Here is a 13,777-nt window from a genome sequence, read left to right on the forward strand (position 1 = left end):
GAGGCGACCTGTGATCCGCTGGCGTCTGGGCTGCGCCCCGGTGCTGGACCTCGTGGAGGTGGCCCGATAAGCCCCGGGCCAATCCTGGAACGCCTCCGATGTCCGATCGCCTTTCCCTGTCCAAGGACAAGATTCCCGTCCTCCTCCTGGAGGGCGTGAACGACGCCGCGGCCGAACTCTTCGTCACGGCCGGCTACCGCAATCTCGAACGCCTGCCCAAGGCGCTCGACGAGGCCGCCCTGCGCACGGCCCTGCAGGACGTGCGCATCCTCGGCATCCGCTCGCGCACGCAGATGACCGAGGCGGTCTTCGCCGCGGCTCCGAAGCTGTTCACGCTCGGCTGCTTCTCGGTCGGCACCAACCAGGTCGATCTCGACGCCGCCCGCCGCCGCGGCATCCCGGTCTTCAACGCGCCCTTCTCGAACACCCGCAGTGTCGCCGAACTCGTCATCGGCGAGATCGTCATGCTGCTGCGGCGCATCCCGGACCGCTCGCGCTCCGCCCATAAGGGCGGCTGGGACAAGTCGGCGAATGGCAGTTTCGAGGTGCGCGGCAAGACGCTCGGCATCGTCGGCTACGGCAATATCGGCAGCCAGCTCTCGAACCTCGCCGAGGCGATGGGCATGCGGGTGATCTATTACGATCACACCGACAGGCTGCGCCACGGCAACACCGAGGCGATGCGGACGCTGGCGGACCTCCTCGCCGCGAGCGACGTCGTCAGCCTGCACGTGCCGGAGACGCCCGCGACGCATCGCATGATCGGGGCGGAGCAACTCGCCGCGATGCGGCCGGGCTCCTTCCTCATCAACAACTCGCGCGGCACGGTCGTCGATCTCGACGCCCTCGCGAAGGCCCTGAGGAGCGGCCATCTCGCCGGCGCGGCGGTCGACGTCTTTCCGAAGGAGCCGGCCTCCAATGCCGAGCGCTTCGAGACGCCGCTTCAGGGGATCCCGAACGTCATCCTGACGCCGCATATCGGCGGCTCGACGGAGGAGGCGCAGGAGCGCATCGGCAGCGAGGTCGCCAAGAAGCTGATCGATTATTCCGATACCGGCGCGAGTGTCGGCGCGGTCAACTTCCCGCAGGCCCAGCTCCCCTCGCGCCCCGTCGGCACGCGCTTCATGCAGGTCCAGCGAAACGTGCCCGGCAATCTCCAGCGGCTGAACGATCTCTTCGCCCGGCGCGGCATCAACATCGCCTCCCAGTATTATCAGACGGACGGCGAGATCGGTTACGTCGTGGTCGAGGCCGACGAGACGGGCGAGAGCGCGCGCGACCTCCTCGCGGAGATCCGAAAGCTCGACGGCACCGTGCGGGCGCGGCTGATCTACGACCGAGCGTGATCCGCGGTTGATGCGAGTGGCTTCTGCTCGCCGGCCTGCCCAACCTCCTCATGCTTCGAGGCTCAGCTTCGCCGAGCACCTCAGCATGAGGAGGGAGGAGTTTCGGAACTGATCGCGATCCCTTTCGCCCCCGCCCCGAACCCCGCTAGTGTCGCGTCTCGCGCAGGACGGTGCCCATGAGCTTTATCAACCCCAACGCCTTCACGACGCGGCCGGAGATCGACGGCACCTTCGGGGTCGTCGCCTCGACGCATTGGATCGCGACGGCGGTCGGGATGGGCATCCTCGAGCGAGGCGGAAACGCCTTCGATGCGGGTGTCGCGACGGCTTTCGTGCTGCAGGTCGTCGAGCCGCATCTGAACGGCCCGCTCGGTGACGTGCCGGTCATCCTGCACGACGTGCGGCGCGGACGGCCTGATGTCGTCTGCGGCCAGGGTCCGGCCCCGGCTGCGGCGACGATCGAGCACATGACGGGCCTCGGCCTCGACATGATGCCGGGGACGGGGCTCCTGCCGGCCGTGGTGCCGGGCAGCTTCGATGCCTGGATGCTGATCCTGCGCGATCACGGCACCATGCGCGTGCGCGACGTGCTGGAGGCGGCGATCGGCTATGCCGCACGCGGCTTCCCGCTCGTCGAGCGCATTCCGGCCACCATCGGCACCGTCGAAACCCTGTTCCGCGAGCATTGGCCGACCTCGGCTGCGGTCTATCTCCCGGGCGGCGAGGTGCCGAGGCCGGGCGCGCTCTTCACGAACCCCGCCATGGCCGAGACCTATGCCCGGATCGTGCGCGAAGCGGAGGCGGGCGGTGGCTCCCGCGAGGCCGAGGTCGAGCGCGCGCGCAAGGCCTGGTCGCAGGGCTTCGTCGCGGAGGCGATCGACGCATTCTGCCGGACGCAGGAGGTGATGGACACGTCCGGCCGCCGGCATGGCGGCCTCCTCACCGGCCAGGACATCGCCTCCTGGCAGGCGACGATCGAGGAGCCCGTGGCCCTCTCCTATGGCCGCTACACGGTGCTGAAGGCCGGGTTCTGGTCGCAGGGGCCGGCGACGCTGCAGCAGCTCGCTCTGCTCTCGGGCTTCGATCTCGGCGGGCTCGATCCGGCGGGGCCCGATTTCATCCACCTCCAGGTCGAGGCGGCCAAGCTCGCCTTCGCGGACCGCGACACCTTCTACGGCGATCCGGATTTCGTGCGCGTTCCGGCCGAGACGCTGCTCTCGGACGCTTATACCGATGCCCGCCGCACGCTCATCGGCGAGACGGCCTCGCTCGACTATCGCCCCGGCACGATCGAGGGCTACGGCAAGTCGATCGGCGCGCGCGTCGGCGGCGAGCGCACGGCGGTCGGGGCGAGCGGCGCGGGCGAGCCCACGGTCGGGCGCATCCCGACCGCTCCCCGGGCTCAGCGCGAGAAGATGGGGGCGGTCTCCGGCGACACCGTCCATTTCGACATCGTCGACCGGCACGGCAACATGATCACGGCGACCCCGTCCGGCGGCTGGCTGCATTCCTCTCCGGTGATCCCCGCCCTCGGCTTCCCGCTCGGGACGCGCGGGCAGATGTTCTGGCTCGATCCCGCGCATCCGCAGGCGCTCGGGCCCGGCCGCAGGCCCCGCACGACGCTCTCGCCGACCATGGCCCTGCGGGACGGCAATCCCTACCTCGCCTGGGGTACGCCCGGCGGCGACCAGCAGGACCAGTGGATCCCGCAATTCTTCCTGCGCCACGTCCATGCCGGCATGAACCTCCAGGAGGCGATCGACGCGCCGGCCTGGCATTCGGAGCATTTCCCCTCGTCGTTCTGGCCTCGGACCTCGCGGCCCGGCGTGCTCGTGGTCGAGCGGCGCGTGCCCGAGGCGACGATCGCCGAACTGCGCCGGCGGGGGCATGTCGTCGAGATCGGCGACGAGTGGTCTGAGGGCCGTCTCACGGCCGCCTCGCGCGACGGCCATCGCCTCCGCGCCGCCGCCAATCCCCGCGGCATGCAGGGCTACGCGGCGGGGCGGTAGAGCGGCGAGCCGGCTACGCGGCGTTTGCGTCGCGGGCCTGACGTTCCGGGGGCGGGGCTGGAGGCGTCTCGGGACGACGCAGGACGAACCGCGCCTCTTCCGCCTTGTTGATGTACTGGCTCGCGACCATCAGGCCCTTGATGGGGCGCAGGATCGGCACGCAGGCGAGCAGGAGCAGCGGCACCGTCACGAGAAGATGTGCCCAGAACGGCGGTTCGTGGACGAGTTCGAACCAGATGCCGAACCCTGTGACCGGGATCGCCATGGTCATCATCACGAAGAAGGCGGGGCCGTCGGCCGGATCGGCGAAGGAATAGTCGAGGCCGCAGGCTTCGCAGCGCGGGGCGAGGCGCAGGAAGCCGTCGAAAAGGCGCCCCTCGCCGCAACGGGGGCAGCGGCAGCGCAGGCCGGTCGACCAGACATTCTGGGACGCCGAGGTGTCCGACAATTTCGCCTCCAATCTCCTGACGCTCGCGGGATGTCCGATGTCATCCTGCTCCGCCCGGACATATAGGCTCGTGCGGACGGGGTCGCCATGCTATTGTATCCATACATCGTCGATATTGTATGGATCGCGAATGGCTGGATGGCTTCCGGAGCTCGCTCCCGGCGACGGGCCGAAATATGCGGCGATCGCGCGGTCCCTGACGGCGGATATCGAGGCCGGCCGGCTTCGTCCCGGCCAGAGGCTGCCGGCCCAGAGGGCGCTGGCGCAGGCCCTCGGGATCGATCTCACCACCGTCACGCGCGCCTTCAACGAGGTCCGCCGGGCAGGGCTCATCAAGGCGGGACCGGGGCGCGGAAGCTTCGTCCGGGCTCCCAGCCGCTCGCATCTCGTCGGAGCCCGCGAGGCGCCTCTCATCGACATGAGCATGAACGTGCCGCCCTGTCCGCCCGAGGCCCGGCTGCCCGAGCGGCTGAGCGAGGGCGTTGCGCGGCTGATGCGCTCGCGCGAGGCGCGGCTTCACCTGACCTATCAGGACAGCGCCGGGACCGCCGCCGTCCGGAACGCGGGCGCGCATTGGACGTCGGAGCGGTTCGGCATCCCGACCGATCCGATGCGGGTGGTCGTGGCGCCTGGAGCCCAGGCCGCGCTCGCGGCGATCCTCAAGGTCGCGGTGCCGCCGGGCAGGACGCTCTGCGTGCCGGCGGCCACCTATCCCGGTCTCCTCGCGGCCGCGGCGCAGCAGGCCTGCGCGCTCGCGCCGATCGAGATGGACCGGGACGGGCTGGTCCCGGACGCATTCGAGGCGGCCTGTCGGCGTGTCGCTCCGGCGGCGCTGTATTGCGTGCCGACTCTCGACAACCCGACGACCGCCACGCTGCCGCTGGCTCGCCGCGAGGCCATCGTCCGGATCGCCCGCGCTCACGGCGTCGCCATCATCGAGGACGACGCCTACGGCGCGCTGGCGGTGGAGCCTCCGCCCGCCTTCGCCGCGCTCGCGCCCGACCTCACCTGGCACGTCGCCACGGTCTCGAAATGTCTGACGCCGTCGCTGCGCGTCGCCTGGGTCGCTGCGCCGAGCCTCACGGGCGCGCTCGACGTGTCCGGAACGCTGCGCGCGGCGACGATGATGGCGTCGCCGGTCCTCGCTCAGATCGCCGCGGATTGGCTGCTGGACGGCACGCTCGGGCAGATCCTCCAGGCCATCAGGCACGAGACGATCCTGCGGCAGGCCCTCGCGGGCGACATTCTCGCCGGCTACGATGTCGCCTCTCATCCGGAGGCCTACCATCTCTGGCTCCGGCTGCCGCCGGGCTGGTCCGGAGGCGATCTCGCGGCGCGGGCGGGCCTTGCCGGGCTCGCGATCGTGCCCGACGCCGCCTTCTCGACCATGCCGGGGCGCGGCGCCGTCCGCGTATCGCTGGGCGCCGCTCCGGATCGCGGCAAGCTGGCGGATGGGCTCAGGCTGATCGCCGCCCTGCTGGCGCGGCCGCCCTCGGCCATGTCGGCCATCGTGTGAGGTCCCGATGCCGGACGGAGGCTCGCGCGGCAGAGGCTTGGCGAGCCGGCCCGGAACCGGCGAGACCACGCCGCTGTCTCACCGAAACGCCAACGTGCTCTAAGTTATTGTGGATGCATGCTGTTGCCGGAGAACCGGTTTCCACTTTTCCGCAGCATGCTTTAGGTCGTGGGTGAGGCGCGGTCCGCCGCCGCCCGGGGAGACGGCATGGCCGGTCGCGAATTCCTCCATTCTCCCGGCCCTTCGCACGTGCCCGACCGCGTGCTGGCCGCCATGCATCGCCAGCCGCTGGACCTCGTCGATTCGCGGCTGAAGGCCGTCGTCGGGCGCTGTTTCGAGGGGCTGAAGGATGTCTTCCGCACCCGGGGGCACGTCTTCATCTATGCTGCGAACGGCCATGGCGGCTGGGAGGCGGCGCTCTCGAATCTGTGCCGGCCGGGCGATGCCGTCCTCGTGCCGGAGGCGGGCCATTTCTCGAACAGCTGGGCGGATCATGCCCGCGCGCTCGGCCTCGATGTCGAGGTGATCGACGGCGATTGGCGCAAACCCGTCGACCCGGCCGCCATCGAACGGCGGTTGCGGGAGGATCGTGGCGGCCGCATCAAGGCGGTGCTCGCGGTCCAGATCGACACCGCCACCTCCACCCTGAACGACATCCCGGCGATCCGGGCCGCGATCGACGCGGCCGGCCACCCGGCCCTCCTCGTCGCCGACACGATCGCCTCGCTCGGCGCTGTCCCCTTCGAGATGGACGGATGGGGCGTCGACGTCGCCATCGCCGCGTCGCAGAAGGCCCTGATGTGCCCGCCGGGCCTCGCCCTTCTTGCGGCCAATCAGCGGGCGGTCGAGGTCTCGGCGGCGTTGCCTCGCCACCAGCGCTACTGGGATTGGGCCCCGCGGCTCGGCGAGGAATCCTACCTCAAGTTCAACGGCACCATGCCGGAGCATCTGCTCTTCGGGCTCGCCGAGGCGCTCGACCTGCTCGCGGAGGAAGGCCTGCCCGCGATCCAGGCACGGCACCGGCGCCTCGCGGGCGCGGTTCACGCGGCGGTGGAGGTCTGGAGCGAGGCCGGGACGCTGTCGTTCCACGTGCCGGACGAGGCGGCGCGCGCCGTCACCGTCACCGCCATCCGCACGCCCGAAGGTCTCGCCGACCGCATCCGCCTTCACGCTCGCGAGCGGCTCGGTGTCTCGGTTGCCGGCGGGCTCGGCCGCCTCTCCGGAACGGCCTTCCGCATCGGCCATCTCGGCGATCTCAACGAGGCGATGATCCTGGGCTGCCTCGGCGCGCTCGAAATCGCCTTCATCGAACTCGGCATCCCGCATGGACGGGGTGGGGTGGGCGCCGCGATCGAACGTCTCGCGGCTGAGAGAAGGAACGTTGCCGGATGACCGGACCCTTGATCGCGCCCGACGCGCTGGCCGCACAGCTCGGCGATCCCGACCTCGTGATCCTCGATATCCGTTCGGTGGTCGATGGCGGGGGCAGGGCGGCGTACGAGGCCGGCCACGTCCCGGGCGCCATCCACACCGATTACGTCGCGGGCGGATGGCGGGTGAAGGATCCGGGCGGCGGCGCGGGAATGCTGCCGGACGACGCGGATCTTGCCGCGCTGCTGGGAGGGCTCGGCATCGCGCCGCGGAGCCATGTCGTCGTCGCCCCGGCGGGCGTGTCGCCCGGCGATTTCGCGGCGGCGGCACGCGTCTACTGGACGCTGAAGGTCGCCGGCCACGACCGCCTCTCGATGCTGGACGGCGGGACCGCCGCCTGGACGCGATCGGGACATCCGCTCGAGACGGACCTCCGGGCCCCGCATTCCGCGCCACCCTATCCGGTGGCGCGCAGGGACGCGTTCAGAGCCGTCCTGCCGCAGGTCGAGCGGGCCCTGGCGGAGGGGAGCGCGACCCTGGTGGATACACGCAACGATGCGTCCTTCGCCGGCGAAGAGAAGTCCCCGGTGGCGGCGCGGGCGGGCCGTATTCCCGGCTCCCTCCAGCAGGAAGGCGCTCGCGCCTACGACCGGGCCGCGAACCGGCTGCGCCCGCCCGCCGAGCTCGAGGCGGCCTTCCCGGTCCCGGACGGCGAGGTCATCGCCTATTGCAATACCGGCCAGCAGGCGGCGACGAACTGGTTCGTCCTGTCCGAGGTGCTCGGCCGGCCCGCGATCCGCCTCTATGACGGCTCGCTCTCCGAATGGACGAACGATCCCTCGCGCCCGGTCGAGACCGGGCGCGCCGCGACGGATTGAGCTTCCTCAGCGCAGGCGGCTGCGAGCCGCGTCGACGCTCCACGGGCCGGCGCCGGCGGCCGCGATATAGAGGAAGACGAAGGCGTAGAGCGCCGCGAGTTCGCCCCCGTTGAGGATCGGGAAGAAGTTCCGCTGCGCGTGGAACAGGAAATAGGCGAAGGCGCACATGCCCGAGGCGAGGAACGCGGCCGGCCGGGTGAGGAGGCCGACGGCGATCAGGAGGCCGCCGACGAGCTCGATGATGCCGCCGAACCAGAACAGCGTTCCGATCGCCGGCATGCCGTTGGCCGGCGCGGTGGGGAAGGCCAGCAGCTTCTGCGTTCCGTGCTGCATGAAGAGCAGGCCGGCCATGAGGCGCATGAGGCTGAGGAGGTGGGGAGCTAGACGGCCTCCGAGCGCGCTGAGATTCATGAAGTCCTGTCCTGTCGTGGCCCTGACGGCCGGATGATGCGACGCGGTTTCGGGACGGCTTATTCCCTCGCGGCCCGAGGGGCCAACGTCTTTTTCGGCGGCGTGTCCGGACTGCCGCACCATCCGCACGCTGCCCCACCGCTTCCGGCCGTCTCCGGCTTGGGGTTAAGCCTTAACCCTCCAGGCCGATCGCGCCTCCCGACCGGGGGCGGCGACCGCGATTCACCCGGCGTCAGCCATCTTTGCCAACGCTCTCGTCAGCGTTGCCCCGCACTGTCCGCCCAAGGTCGACAAGAAGGACCCTGGGATGAACATCACACAGAATGGCGGGCCTCCCCGTCTCGGAGCCTCGCAGATCCGCCGGTTGGCGCTCGTCGTCGCGGCCTGTCTCGGCTGCCTGCTGGCGGCGAAGGCCCATGCCCGCGAACGCGTCAGCTTCGACGCCGGCGGCGTTCCGGCGGGGACGATCGTGGTGCGGACCTCGGAACGCGCGCTCTATCTCGTCGACGGCTACGGTTCCGCCTTGCGGTACCGCGTTGCGGTCGGCCGGCCAGGCAAGCAATGGTTCGGCTGGTCGCAGATCGACGGCAAGCACGTCCATCCGGCCTGGTCGCCGCCCGACGAAGTGCGCCGGGACAATCCGCGTCTGCCCGACGTCATCCCGGGGGGATCGCCGGCCAATCCGATGGGGCCGAGGGCGCTGACCCTCTCGGGCGGCGAATATGCCATCCACGGCACGAACCGGCCGTCCTCGGTCGGGACCTTCGCGTCCTATGGCTGCATCCGCATGTACAACGCGGATATCGTGGATCTCTACGAGCGCGTGCGCGTCGGGACACGGGTCGTCGTCGTGAGATAGATGAGACGGCGGTCCGCCATGCATCCGCGGCATGCCGTCGCTGCCGCGTCCCGCCGACCGGGCTATGTCGCCCGGCAAGGCGCTGATCTCGTTATGATATCCTGCTCGGCTGGCCGTCGCCGAGGCGGCCTTCTTGTTCCCGCGCCCGGCAGGGTGTAGCTCTCCGCCTCGAAATCGGTTGGCGCATATTCGCCAAAATGAGCGGGTACTTGCCGCCCGAAGTCAATTCGAGGTCAGCCACTTGCACGGAGCCCCCGGCCCCGGAATGTCGGACGTGAGCCCTCCGGGCAGTCGGTCCGATCGCTATTCCGTCTCGCCCTCTCCGCCGGAGAATGCGCTCGGTCCGACGCAGGCGTCGTCCCTTCTGCGACGCAATGCCGAGGTCGATCACGCCAGGACCGCTCGAGCGCCCGCGCCCTACGATCCTGACGACGACGAGGACAACCGCCCGACCTACGCGCAGATGTTGTCGCTTCCGCAACGTCGCGCCGATGGGGGAAACAACTGGCTGTCCTTTCTCATTTTCGTCATGCTGCCGACGGCGTTGTTCAGCTTCTACTACGTCGCGATGGCGTCCGAGCAGTATGTTTCGGAATTCCGCTTCGCCGTGACCGAGACGTCCTCGCACTCCTCGCCGGCCATGGGCGGCTCCGGCAACGGTGTCGCCTCGCTCCTGGGCGGGATGGGCGTCCCGACCATGACGAGTACCCAGAACTATATCGTCACCGACTACATCACGAGCCGTCAGGCGATCGATGAGCTGGAGAAGCGGATCAACGTCACCTCCCTCTATTCGAAAGGGTCGATAGACTGGTTCTCGCGCTTCGGTCAGTCGAATCCGATCGAGCATTTCGTCCGGTACTGGCAGAAGATGGTCACGTCGCGGTTTGACCCGATCACGGGTCTCGCCACGGTCGAGATCCGTGCCTTCACGCCGGAGGATGCACGGCTCGTCGCGTCCGCGCTGGTGACGCTGTCGGAGGAGCTGGTCAACGGCATCGCGATGCGCTCGAAGACCGACTCGGTGAAGTTCGCCGAGGCCGAGGTGCGGCGCGGCGAGGAACGGCTGATGAAGGCGCGCGCCGCGGTCACGGAGTTCCGCATCGCCGAAGGGGTCATCGATCCGACGACCAGCGTCGTATCCGGAAACATCGCCGACATCGCGACCGTGCGGGCGATCTTGATCCAGCTCCAGACCGAGTACGGCGCGCTCGAGAAGCAGAACGTCAGCGCCACCTCGCCCGCGGCCGTGGCTCTGCAGTCCCGCATCCGGGCGACGCGCGAGCAGTTGAAGCGTCTCGAGAGCGAGGTCGCCAAGGAGCGGAGCGGCAACTCCACGCTGACCAACGTGGTCGGGCGCTACGAGCAGCTCGATCTCGAACGGCAATATGCGCAGAACATGCTGACGAGCGCCATGACCGCCCTCGATCAGGCTCGCGCTGCGGCCGGAAGCCAGTCGCTGTACCTCACGCCCTATGTGCGGCCCGGTCTGCCGGAAAGTGCCACCTATCCGAAGAAGCTCCAGACGATCGCGCTGATCTTCGTCAGCGTGCTGGCCGTCTGGTTCGTCGGGCTGCTCGCCTGGAGATCGTTCCGGCAGAACGCCTGAGCGGATCGGCTCCGCCCTGCGCCTCGCCGGCGTCGGTCGGCCTCAGACGAAGCTGACGGACCAGCGGATCGTCCTCGTACGGCCCGAGCAGATCGCTTCGACCATGGTCGTCGGCTCCATCTGGAGATAGCCGACGGATTGCCAGCCCCGCACGGGGGACAGGCCGCCGCGATGGAGACGGAGCTCCGCGTCGCGCTCGAGCATGGTCACGACCATCGAGCGCCCGCCTTTCAGCGCGATCACGAGGCGGGGGCCGATCATCTCGATGTCCTCGAGGCTCCTGTCGAAGTGGAGGCAGCTCGAGAAGGCCTGAACGCGATCCGACGAGACGAAGTCGTGGATCCGCAGGGATTCGCGCGGCCGGTAGATCAGCTCCCGACGATGCTTGAAGACATACCGTGCGTTCCGGATCGTCGTCTCCCCGGCGAGGAGGAGGCCGTCGCGCTCGACGCGCGGTTCGAACAGGAATGTCCGTCCGAGAGGGATGTCGAGCCGCCGGATCTCCGTGGTCGCCAGTCCGACCGTGTTGTGAGCGGCGGCGCTTTCGACGTAGCGGCGCATGTCGTTCATCGGCTTGACGTAGCCGTACTTGCCGCTGTCGACGATGAGCCGCTGGCCGAACTCGTAGAGTTCGAAGCTCAGCTTGTCGGCATGGCTATGCGTATGCGCGTGGGCCGTGCCGACGACGAAGAGCATCGAGGCCTCGTCCGGCCCGACCTCCGGCAGGGAGCGCACGATGCCGTAGCCCGAGCGCCAGAACGGCGCCACCGCGTAATCCACGCCCTCGAAGCGCCTGACATTCGCACCGACATCCCGGAGCGGGGGGCCTGATCCCGCGCTGTCGCCGACATCGGCATAGTTCCCGTCCGGAAAGACGAGCCACGGCAGAACGGCGTTGGCCCGCTGGACGACGGTCAGGGTCTCGGGAGGAAAGATCCGGCTGAGCGAGCTTCGCTCCAGATGCCGCAAAGCATAGTCGTGATAGCAGGGGCTGTTCTCGACATGGACGCCCTCCGCCGTGAACTGCATCGGGACGAGTTCGGCGATGCGCGCCGCGGCGAAGTCTCTGCCGGAGGCCGCCCACGGTTCATCCTTCAGGACGCGGCAGAGCTGCTCCAGGCCCATGATCTGGTAGTAGCCATGGTTCATGGTGTGCATGTTGCCGGGCGTCATCAGCCAGGCGGCATCGGCGCGGGCCCGCGCGAACAGGGCCGCGCGCTCCTCGCTGCTGAGGGCGAGGTCGCCGTTCAGGTGAGCGTCGAGCACGATGGCGAGCCGCGTCCCGCGCGAGCCGGAGGTTCCGCCGAGGGTCTGCATCTCGGAGGGATCGTCGCGCTGCGAGTCGTAATAGGCGCCCCATGAGGCGATCCACGGCACGATCCGCCTCAGATAGCTGCTATCCTTCGTCCGCCAATAGGTGCGGATATACGCGTCCATCATCCGCCAGCTATGGAAGATCGCGTACCAGTTCGGATCCGCGTAAGGATTGGCGGTCCAATCGAAAGGTTCGCTGGGGAAGAACGGCTCAACACCGGCCCTGGCAACCCAGCCTTTCTCGTCCTGTTCTTTGACGGCCGTGGTGCGGGTTCCGGCGAGCCCGTGCAGATCACTTTCGACAATCACCGATGTCGACATTCGAGCTCCCAGGATGCGGCCGGGATATCGATGCCAACGGTGCGTCAAGTCAAGCCAGTGCCGCGCACCGGCCGGTGTTGCTCCGCGTCGCGGCGAGGCGGTGTCCGCATCCGGCGCGCAATCCCGTGAACCTTTGTGCGGGCCGCGGCCACGAAGAGGGACCCGCCGGAGGCGATCCCATGTTCGCACGAAAGACCGTCACGACGATCCTGGTCCTGGTCGTCCTCGCCGGCGGGCATGCCTCGAACAACCTCGCCAATGTCCTCGGCCGCGCCGATTTCGGCATCTCCCGCAAGGCCGACGATCGTCGCTCGACGGCGCTGTCGTGAGGAGCGGGACGACCAGGGCGCGTCCGCGCGGCGGAAGCTGCCGGTGCCTCAGCCGAAGCGCGTCGGGCTGAACGGCGCCAGATCGACCTCGGGCGCACGGCCCGAGACGAGGTTCGCGACCTCGCGGCCCGTCGTCGAGGCGAGGCACATGCCGAGATGGCCGTGGCCGAAGGCGACCCAGGCATTGGTGAGGCGCGGGGAGCGGCCGATGACGGGCAAGCTGTCGGGGAGGCAGGGACGATGGCCCATCCAGCGCGTCGTCTCGCTCGTGTCGAGATGGGGGAACATCTCGCGGCCGATCGTCAGGAGCGCGTCGGCACGGGCCCAGTTGGGCGGCGCGTCGAGCCCGGCGAACTCGACCGTGCCCGCGAGGCGGAGGCCCATCCGCATGGGCGAGGCGAAGATGCTGCGCTCGGGCGCGGTGATCGGATGCGTCACGGACAGGTTGTTGGAGCGGACCGTGACGTGATAGCCGCGCTGCGTCTCCAGCGGCACCCGAAGATCGAGCGCCTCGGCGATGGGACCCGACCAGGCTCCGCTCGCGACGACGACGCCGTCGCAATCGAGCGTGGTGCCGTCTTCGAGAACGAGGCCGGTGAGGCGGTCTGCCTCCTTGCGCACACCCTTGGCGCGGCTGCGCCTCACCGCCGCGCCGTCGGCGACGCATTGCGCGAAGATGGCCTTCGTCAGGCCCGACGGATCGTCCGTCGCGCCGCTCTCGGGTGCGAGCACCGCGAAGCGGAAGCGGCCCCTGAGGTCCGGCTCGAGCGCGGCCAGTTCCTCCTCGCCGATCTCGCGGAACTCGGCGCCCAGCGAGCGGCGGATGTCGAAGCCGTATCTCGCTCTGTCGGCGGCCTCCCGGCTCGAATAGACGTAGAGGCAGCCGTTGCGGTGGAGGAAGCCCGAGGCGCCGGCCCGCTGCAGCAGCGGCTCGTAGCAATCGAAGACGGGGCGCAGGAGGCCCGAGAGGGCGGCGGAGAGCCGCACGACCTCATTCCGGGTCGAATGGCGCAGGAAGCGCAGGAGCCAGGGCAGAACCCGCAGCGCATAGGCGGGGCGGATGGTCAGGGGGCCGAGCGGGTCGGTGAGCCAGCCCGGCACCTTCTTCCACATGCCGGGCAGGCCGACCGGGAGGGACACCGAGCCCGAGATCGAGCCCGCATTGCCGAAGGACGTCGCTTCGCCCGCCTCCAGCGGATCGACGAAGGTGACGCTGTGCCCGTCGCGCTGGAGATACGCGCCGATACATGTGCCGATGATGCCGTTGCCGATGACCGCGATATGCATGACATGACTTCTAGCGAGGCGCGGGCGCGACTCACAGTCCAAAGTCGAGGCCTTGACGCTCGATCCCCGGCGCGGGAAG

The 13,777-nt window shown here is 69.3% G+C and carries 12 protein-coding genes; 8 read left to right on the top strand and 4 right to left on the bottom strand.

The annotated features are described in order from the left end of the window. Positions 1-98 precede the first annotated feature (98 nt). Together serA and EV668_RS16045 are read left to right on the top strand one after the other, a co-directional pair. A complete protein-coding gene (serA, locus tag EV668_RS16040) occupies positions 99-1,346 on the top strand; it encodes a phosphoglycerate dehydrogenase (protein ID WP_133771743.1) in 1,248 nt (415 codons plus the stop codon). 176 nt (positions 1,347-1,522) lie between these two features. Continuing rightward, the gene (locus EV668_RS16045) at positions 1,523-3,355 is read left to right on the top strand and encodes a gamma-glutamyltransferase family protein (protein ID WP_133771745.1); all 1,833 of its coding nucleotides are present in this window, start codon (positions 1,523-1,525) and stop codon (positions 3,353-3,355) included. 13 nt (positions 3,356-3,368) lie between these two features. Here the strand turns inward: EV668_RS16045 and EV668_RS16050 are convergent, their stop codons facing one another. Beyond that, complete coding sequence (locus tag EV668_RS16050) at positions 3,369-3,803, bottom strand: DUF983 domain-containing protein (RefSeq protein WP_208111550.1); 435 nt, start codon at positions 3,801-3,803, stop codon at positions 3,369-3,371. Between the two features lie 130 nt (positions 3,804-3,933). On the opposite strand from EV668_RS16050, the gene EV668_RS16055 reads away from it, so the two are divergent. The 3 genes from EV668_RS16055 (at position 3,934) to EV668_RS16065 (ending at position 7,568) form a co-directional block, all read left to right on the top strand. Beyond that, positions 3,934-5,319, top strand: a complete 1,386-nt coding sequence (locus tag EV668_RS16055; protein WP_133771749.1) for an aminotransferase-like domain-containing protein — start codon at positions 3,934-3,936, stop codon at positions 5,317-5,319. A 207-nt stretch (positions 5,320-5,526) separates the two neighbouring features. After that, on the top strand, positions 5,527-6,711 hold the full coding sequence (locus tag EV668_RS16060; RefSeq protein WP_133771751.1) for a pyridoxal-phosphate-dependent aminotransferase family protein: 1,185 nt from the start codon (positions 5,527-5,529) through the stop codon (positions 6,709-6,711). Then, entirely contained in the window at positions 6,708-7,568 is an 861-nt protein-coding gene (locus EV668_RS16065) for a sulfurtransferase (protein WP_133771753.1), read from the top strand. The genes EV668_RS16060 and EV668_RS16065 overlap by 4 nt, the downstream gene beginning before the upstream one ends. 6 nt (positions 7,569-7,574) lie before the next feature. Here EV668_RS16065 and EV668_RS16070 read toward each other — a convergent pair whose 3' ends face one another. Next, positions 7,575-7,979 (bottom strand): DoxX family protein, encoded by a 405-nt coding sequence (locus tag EV668_RS16070; protein WP_133771754.1) that lies wholly within the window; start codon positions 7,977-7,979, stop codon positions 7,575-7,577. A gap of 307 nt (positions 7,980-8,286) precedes the next feature. Here EV668_RS16070 and EV668_RS16075 point away from each other — a divergent pair, with 307 nt between their 5' ends. Together EV668_RS16075 and EV668_RS16080 are read left to right on the top strand one after the other, a co-directional pair. Continuing rightward, positions 8,287-8,838, top strand: a complete 552-nt coding sequence (locus EV668_RS16075) for a L,D-transpeptidase (protein WP_133771757.1) — start codon at positions 8,287-8,289, stop codon at positions 8,836-8,838. Between the two features lie 274 nt (positions 8,839-9,112). Next, positions 9,113-10,447: a KpsE/RkpR family capsule polysaccharide export protein gene (locus EV668_RS16080; RefSeq protein WP_133771759.1), complete on the top strand. Its 1,335-nt coding sequence runs from the start codon at positions 9,113-9,115 to the stop codon at positions 10,445-10,447. 42 nt (positions 10,448-10,489) lie between these two features. Here the strand turns inward: EV668_RS16080 and EV668_RS16085 are convergent, their stop codons facing one another. Continuing rightward, complete coding sequence (locus tag EV668_RS16085; protein WP_133771761.1) at positions 10,490-12,082, bottom strand: alginate lyase family protein; 1,593 nt, start codon at positions 12,080-12,082, stop codon at positions 10,490-10,492. 179 nt (positions 12,083-12,261) lie between these two features. On the opposite strand from EV668_RS16085, the gene EV668_RS24865 reads away from it, so the two are divergent. Further along, the gene (locus EV668_RS24865) at positions 12,262-12,411 is read left to right on the top strand and encodes a hypothetical protein (RefSeq protein WP_166652501.1); all 150 of its coding nucleotides are present in this window, start codon (positions 12,262-12,264) and stop codon (positions 12,409-12,411) included. 48 nt (positions 12,412-12,459) lie between these two features. Here the strand turns inward: EV668_RS24865 and EV668_RS16090 are convergent, their stop codons facing one another. After that, positions 12,460-13,698, bottom strand: a complete 1,239-nt coding sequence (locus tag EV668_RS16090; RefSeq protein ID WP_133771763.1) for an NAD(P)/FAD-dependent oxidoreductase — start codon at positions 13,696-13,698, stop codon at positions 12,460-12,462. Positions 13,699-13,777: the final 79 nt, after the last annotated feature.

The organism is Enterovirga rhinocerotis (assembly GCF_004363955.1).
Taxonomy (GTDB): Bacteria; Pseudomonadota; Alphaproteobacteria; order Rhizobiales; family Beijerinckiaceae; genus Enterovirga; species Enterovirga rhinocerotis.

Excerpts from the sequence above, each read along its gene's own strand:
- EV668_RS16075 (WP_133771757.1), top strand. The coding sequence starts at position 8,287 with ATGAACATCACACAGAATGGCGGGCCTCCCCGTCTCGGAGCCTCGCAG.
- EV668_RS16045 (WP_133771745.1), top strand. The coding sequence starts at position 1,523 with ATGAGCTTTATCAACCCCAACGCCTTCACGACGCGGCCGGAGATCGAC.
- EV668_RS16070 (WP_133771754.1), bottom strand. The coding sequence starts at position 7,979 with ATGAATCTCAGCGCGCTCGGAGGCCGTCTAGCTCCCCACCTCCTCAGC.
- EV668_RS16090 (WP_133771763.1), bottom strand. The coding sequence starts at position 13,698 with ATGCATATCGCGGTCATCGGCAACGGCATCATCGGCACATGTATCGGC.
- EV668_RS16060 (WP_133771751.1), top strand. The coding sequence starts at position 5,527 with ATGGCCGGTCGCGAATTCCTCCATTCTCCCGGCCCTTCGCACGTGCCC.
- EV668_RS16065 (WP_133771753.1), top strand. The coding sequence starts at position 6,708 with ATGACCGGACCCTTGATCGCGCCCGACGCGCTGGCCGCACAGCTCGGC.
- EV668_RS24865 (WP_166652501.1), top strand. The coding sequence starts at position 12,262 with ATGTTCGCACGAAAGACCGTCACGACGATCCTGGTCCTGGTCGTCCTC.
- serA (WP_133771743.1), top strand. The coding sequence starts at position 99 with ATGTCCGATCGCCTTTCCCTGTCCAAGGACAAGATTCCCGTCCTCCTC.
- EV668_RS16085 (WP_133771761.1), bottom strand. The coding sequence starts at position 12,082 with ATGTCGACATCGGTGATTGTCGAAAGTGATCTGCACGGGCTCGCCGGA.
- EV668_RS16055 (WP_133771749.1), top strand. The coding sequence starts at position 3,934 with ATGGCTGGATGGCTTCCGGAGCTCGCTCCCGGCGACGGGCCGAAATAT.